This window comes from Achromobacter sp. DMS1, from assembly GCF_001270295.1.
This window is the reverse complement of the sequence record NZ_LHSJ01000291.1, coordinates 1-5,008: the sequence shown is the minus strand read 5'-3', so window position 1 is coordinate 5,008 and position 5,008 is coordinate 1. Positions and strand designations below refer to the sequence as shown.

The 5,008-nt window shown below is 69.0% G+C and carries 4 protein-coding genes and 3 pseudogenes; 3 read left to right on the top strand and 4 right to left on the bottom strand.

Annotated elements, in window-relative coordinates:
- A pseudogene (locus tag AD428_RS22735) lies at positions 1–961 on the top strand (M48 family metalloprotease); the annotation flags it as partial.
- Between the two features lie 40 nt (positions 962–1,001).
- Here AD428_RS22735 and AD428_RS22730 read toward each other — a convergent pair.
- The 4 genes from AD428_RS22730 to AD428_RS22715 form a co-directional block, all read right to left on the bottom strand.
- On the bottom strand, positions 1,002–2,102 hold the full coding sequence (locus tag AD428_RS22730; protein WP_053246673.1) for a YheT family hydrolase: 1,101 nt from the start codon (positions 2,100–2,102) through the stop codon (positions 1,002–1,004).
- A 13-nt stretch (positions 2,103–2,115) separates the two neighbouring features.
- Positions 2,116–2,538, bottom strand: coding sequence for a YybH family protein (locus AD428_RS22725; RefSeq protein WP_053246672.1), 423 nt, complete (start codon positions 2,536–2,538; stop codon positions 2,116–2,118).
- A 31-nt stretch (positions 2,539–2,569) separates the two neighbouring features.
- Positions 2,570–2,788 carry a zinc-finger domain-containing protein gene (locus tag AD428_RS22720; RefSeq protein WP_053246671.1) on the bottom strand — a complete coding sequence of 73 codons (219 nt, stop codon included), beginning with the start codon at positions 2,786–2,788 and terminating at the stop codon, positions 2,570–2,572.
- 76 nt (positions 2,789–2,864) lie between these two features.
- Positions 2,865–3,785, bottom strand: coding sequence for a branched-chain amino acid transaminase (locus AD428_RS22715; protein WP_053246670.1), 921 nt, complete (start codon positions 3,783–3,785; stop codon positions 2,865–2,867).
- A gap of 237 nt (positions 3,786–4,022) precedes the next feature.
- Here AD428_RS22715 and AD428_RS22710 point away from each other — a divergent pair.
- Positions 4,023–4,773: pseudogene (locus tag AD428_RS22710) on the top strand (AzlC family ABC transporter permease).
- Positions 4,770–5,008, top strand: a pseudogene (locus tag AD428_RS25745) (AzlD domain-containing protein); the annotation flags it as partial. The pseudogenes AD428_RS22710 and AD428_RS25745, both read left to right, overlap by 4 nt.

The following is a 5,008-nucleotide window of genomic DNA, read 5'->3' as shown; positions in this document are numbered from 1 at the left end:
CATGGGGGTGGCCGCGTTCGGGCAGGCGGCGGCCACGGCCGCCAGCTCGGCTTCTCGCGCGACGCCGAACGCGAAGCCGACCGGGCCGGCCTGCAGATGCTCACCAAGGCGGGCTATGACCCCGGCGGCATGGCGCAGATGTTCGCGCGCCTCATGAATGCATCGCGCCTGAACGAAGGGGCGGGCGGCGGCTCCTGGGCCAGCACCCACCCCTTGTCCATCGATCGCATGTCCGACGTGCAGAACCGCATCCGGTCGCTGCCGCCCAGGCAGCATCTCGACAGCGACGATTTCTGGTATCTGCGCGCCAAGATGCGCGTGGTGCAGGGACGCGACGCCCTCAGCCTGCGCAGCGCCGAGCAGCAGTTGCGCGACGAGGCGCGCGCGCTGTCCGGCGTGCGCCGCTCGGCGGCCTGCTACGGGCTGGCGCTGCAGGCCTACACGCGCAACAACCTGGACGAGGCCGAGCGCGAATGGAAGCAGGCCACGGCCGACGGCCAGAACTCGCCGCAACTGGCCAAGCTGAGCGTGGATATCGCCCTGGCGCGCAAGGACACGGCGCGCGCCCTGGAGCTGTCGCAGGCGGCTGTCCGGCGCTGGCCCGACCGGAGGGCCCTGGGCATGGCCTACGCCACCGCCCTGCAGGCGGTGGGCCGGCACGCAGATCGCGCAAGCCTACCTGCGCGAGAAGATCAAGCAGTGGGGGGCGGACGAGCCCGCGCTCTACCAGATGCTGGCCCAGAGCGAGGAGCGCACGGGCAAGCCCGTGCAGGCGCGCCGCGACCTGGCCCAGTTCTATGTGCAGACCGGCGCCTACGCGGCCGCCGAATCCCAGCTCCAGCAGGCGCGCGGCATGTCCAACGATTTCTACGAACAGTCGCAGATCGATGTGGAAATCAAGGAAGTGAAGGACAAGCTGGCCGAGGAGAGGCAGCTCCTGGAACGCTTCAAGTCGGGCTGAAGCGTGTCCACCCTGTCGGAAAGCGCCCGTCGCGGGGGGCTCAGAGGCCGGTTTCGAAGAAGCGGCCCAGGCGCTGGGGCAGCCAGTTCAGGTGCGCCGGGAAGGCGCCGGTCGGAAAGCCGGCGTGGCCGCCGTCGCTGGGCTGGTGCAGCAGCACCGACGGCGAGCACTCTTCGGGCCGGGGCAGGGCGCTCGGCGGAATGAACGGGTCGTTGCGCGCATTGAGCACCAGCGTCGGCACGCGGATGCCGGGCAGCAGGGGCTTGCTGGAGGCGCGCGTCCAGTAATCGAGCGCATTGCGGAACCCATGCATGGGCGCCGTGTAGGCATCGTCGAAGTCGCGCAGGTCGCGGGCGTGGGCGATGCGCATCACGTCGATGGCGCCTGGAAAGCGGTGCGCCTTTTCCAGCACCTTGTGCTTGAGCGTCTTGAGAAAGTGCGCCGTATAAACGCGGCGGTTGAAGACGCCGGTGGACAGCGTCTTGCCGCAGGCGACCAGGTCCATCGGCACCGACACGCCGGCGCAGGCCGTGAGCCAGGCGGTTTCTTCCTGGTGCTCGCCCAGGTACTTGAGCAGCGCGTTGCCGCCCAGCGACACCCCCACCGCGTGCCACCTGGCGTGCGGGATGCGGTTGCGCACCGTCTGGAGCAGGAACCCCACTTCGGCCGAGTCGCCGGAGTAGTAGGCGCGCGCCAGGCGGTTGGGCACGCCCGAGCAGCCGCGGAAGTGCGCGATGACGACGATCCAGCCGCGCGCGCGGAAATGATGCGCGATGGACTGCGCGTAGCGGCTCGTGCTGCCGCCCTCCAGCCCGTGGAAGAGGATCAGCGCGGGCGTATCGGGCGTGTGGGGCAGGGACTTCCAGTCGGCTTCGGTCATCCACCGCGCCGCCGCCGTCCTGCCGTTCACGACCGGCTGCTGGCCGCTGACCGGCGTGCCGTCGGCGGCCTTGTGCGGGAAGAGTCCGGGGCCGGTCCAGTCGAAGTCGACGAAATCCGTGTCGGGCGTGTCCACGCGGTCGCGCACGAAGGCGATGCGGTGGTACTGCGCGAAAAGCGCGGCGTACACCGTCTGGGCATCGCCGCCGGGCAGCCAGGCGGGAACGGGACAGGGAGACGTGTCTAAGCGTGCAGCGGCCAACGATCCACCCGATTCAGTGCAGCATGTCGGGCACGTCGTGCAGGTCCAGCACGCCGGCCTCCGCCGGCGCCGGCGAAGCGTGGTGCATCACCATGCGCCAGCCCGCCGGCCCCTTGTGATAGATGTTCGTCGCGTAGCAATTGGCGAACTGCGTGCCCTCGCGGGTGCGCACCGCCACCTGCTCCACCAGGACGTGCACGGCGCACATCATGCTCTGCATCACCAGCGGACGCAGGGCGCGGATGTGCAGGGGGCCGTTGGCCAGCACCTGCTGCCAGGACTCCTGGACCGCGGAATGGCCGACGATGCGCAGGCCTCCCGGATGGATGCACACGACTTCCTCGTCGTCGGCCCAGACTTGCATCAGGCGGACGGCGTCTCCCTGTTCCAGGGCTTCGTAGAAGGCGTGCTCGGCTTCGTCGGGCGTGGCGAACATGGCTGGGGGCGGAAACGTGGACGGGGCCGGCTCAGTGGTGGCCGTGCAGGACGGCGCCGGGCTTCAGGCGATAGCTGGCGCCGCAGTATGGACAGTTGGCCGAGCCGGTGTGCGTCACGTCGAGGAAGACGCGGGGATGCATGCTCCAGAGCGGAGCCTTGGGGCCGGGGCAGAAGACGGGCAGGTCTTCCGCGCCGACTTCGATGACTTCGTGGGATTGGGGGGCGGCGGCCGGGGCTGCGGCGGACATGGACTTTCCTGACATGAAAAAAACCGTGGAACGGCAGGGTTGAAGGGGAGGCGGGCGCTGCGGCAGCGCCGCGGGATCAAACTTTGCTCAACCAGTGATGGTACTTCGGGTTGCGGCCATGCACCACGTCGAAGAACGCCTGCTGGAGCTTCTCCGTGACCGGACCGCGCCGTCCGGCGCCGATCCGGCGGTTGTCCACCTCGCGGATCGGCGTGACCTCGGCGGCGGTGCCGGTGAAGAAGGCCTCGTCGGCGATGTAGACGTCGTCGCGCGTGAGGCGGCGGGTGTGCACGGGGATGCCGAGGTCGGCGGCCAGCGCGTGGATGGTGGAGCGCGTGATGCCGGTGAGGGCCGAGGCGATCTCGGGTTCGCAGAGCGCGCCGTCCTTGACGATGAAGAGGTTCTCGCCCGAGCCTTCGGCCACGAAGCCTTCGGTGTCCAGCAGCAGGGCCTCGTCGTAGCCGTCCTGCAGGGCTTCGTTGTTGGCCAGGATGGAATTGGCGTAGGTGGTGGCGACCTTGGCGCGCGGCATGGTGACGTTCACGTGCTGGCGCGAATAGGAAGACACTTTTACCCGGATGCCCTTGGACAGGGCCTCTTCGCCCAGGTAGGCGCCCCAGGGCCAGGCGGCGATGGCGACGTGGACCCGGGCGCCTCGCGGCGAGACGCCCATCTTTTCGGAGCCGTAGAACACCAGCGGGCGGATATAGCAGGATTCGAGCTTGTTCTCGCGCACCACCGTCCGCTGCGCCTCGTTGATCGTGTCGCGGTCCCAGGGAATGGCCATCTGGTAGATGTGCGCGGAATTGAACAGGCGCCGGGTGTGGTCTTCGAGGCGGAAGATGGCGGTGCCGATCTCGGACTGGTAGGCGCGCAGGCCTTCGAAGACCGCCAGGCCGTAATGCAGGGAATGGGTCAGGACGTGTGTCGTGGCGTCGCGCCACGGCACCAGCTTGCCGTCATACCAGATCAAACCGTCTCGGTCCGCCATAGACATGGTCGTCTCCCCAATGAGCGCCGGCCTGCCGTCCCGGGCCACACCGCCGGGAGACTCGGAAAACGCGGGCCGCTTATTGTATCAAGCGGCGAGGTTACAATAATCGCCATTCAGCTCCGGCGGGGCGCTTCAGGGCGCCGCGCGTCCGCCTGCCGGGCGGACCTGGCGGAATGCCGTGCGTTTTCTTTCCTTTTCAAAGTGCCATGACGTTCTGTCCGAATCGCCGGGGGGCCGCCCTTGTCATCTGAGTCCGCGTTGCCCGGCGCCGAAGACGCGAAGCTCGCCCGCCGCGAGCGTGCCGAGGCTTTCCGCGCCGGCGTGCATGCCATCGTTCCCGCCCTCGTCGCCACCGCCACCTGGGGGCTGGTCACCGGCGTCGCCATGGTGAAATCCGGCCTCACGGAGTCCATGGCGCTGGCCATGACCCTGCTGCTCTACGCGGGCTCGGCCCAGCTCACCTCCCTGCCGCTCATCGCCACCGGCGCCCCGCTCTGGCTGGTCTTCGCCGCCGGCTTCGTGGTGAACCTGCGCTTCATCATCTTCGGCGCGGCGCTGCAGCCTTATTTCCGCCACCTGTCCTGGCCCAAGCGGCTGGGCCTGGGGTACTTCACCACGGACATGGGCTTCGTGCTCTTCATGCCCCGCTACGGCGACGCGGCCGAGCGCGGCACGCGCGAGCAGCTCTGGTACTTCCTCGGCACGATCGCGCCCGGATGGCTGGTCTGGCAGACCTCGTCCATCGCGGGTATCTACATGGGCACGCTGGTGCCGGCGGCCTGGTCGCTCGATTTCGCCGCGGTGCTGGCGCTGCTGGCCATCACGGTGCCGCTGGCCAACTCCAGGCCCATGCTGATCTCCATGCTGGCGGCGGGCGTGGTCGCCTGGGTGGGGCAGGCGCTGCCGCTGCGGCTGGGCCTGGCGGGCCGCCGACATCGCGGGCGTGGGGGCCGGCATCTGGGCGGAACGCTATTTCAAGGCGCGCGCATGACACTCTGGCCTTCCGAGATCTACGTCTATTCGGCCATCCTGCTGCTGACTCTCTGCAGCGTGCTGACCCGCGCCGGCTTCATGCTGTTCGGCGATTACATCCCGCTGCCCGACCACGTGCGCCGCGCGCTGCGCTATGCCCCGGCGGCGGCCGCTCACCGCCATCGTGGTGCCCGACCTGCTGCCCTGGAAGGCCGGGCTGGGGCCGGTGTTCGACTACAAGCTGGTGGCGGGCG

Coding starts and splice junctions, on each gene's coding strand:
- AD428_RS22715 (WP_053246670.1), bottom strand. CDS start 3,785: ATGTCTATGGCGGACCGAGACGGTTTGATCTGGTATGACGGCAAGCTG.
- AD428_RS22720 (WP_053246671.1), bottom strand. CDS start 2,788: ATGTCCGCCGCAGCCCCGGCCGCCGCCCCCCAATCCCACGAAGTCATC.
- AD428_RS22725 (WP_053246672.1), bottom strand. CDS start 2,538: ATGTTCGCCACGCCCGACGAAGCCGAGCACGCCTTCTACGAAGCCCTG.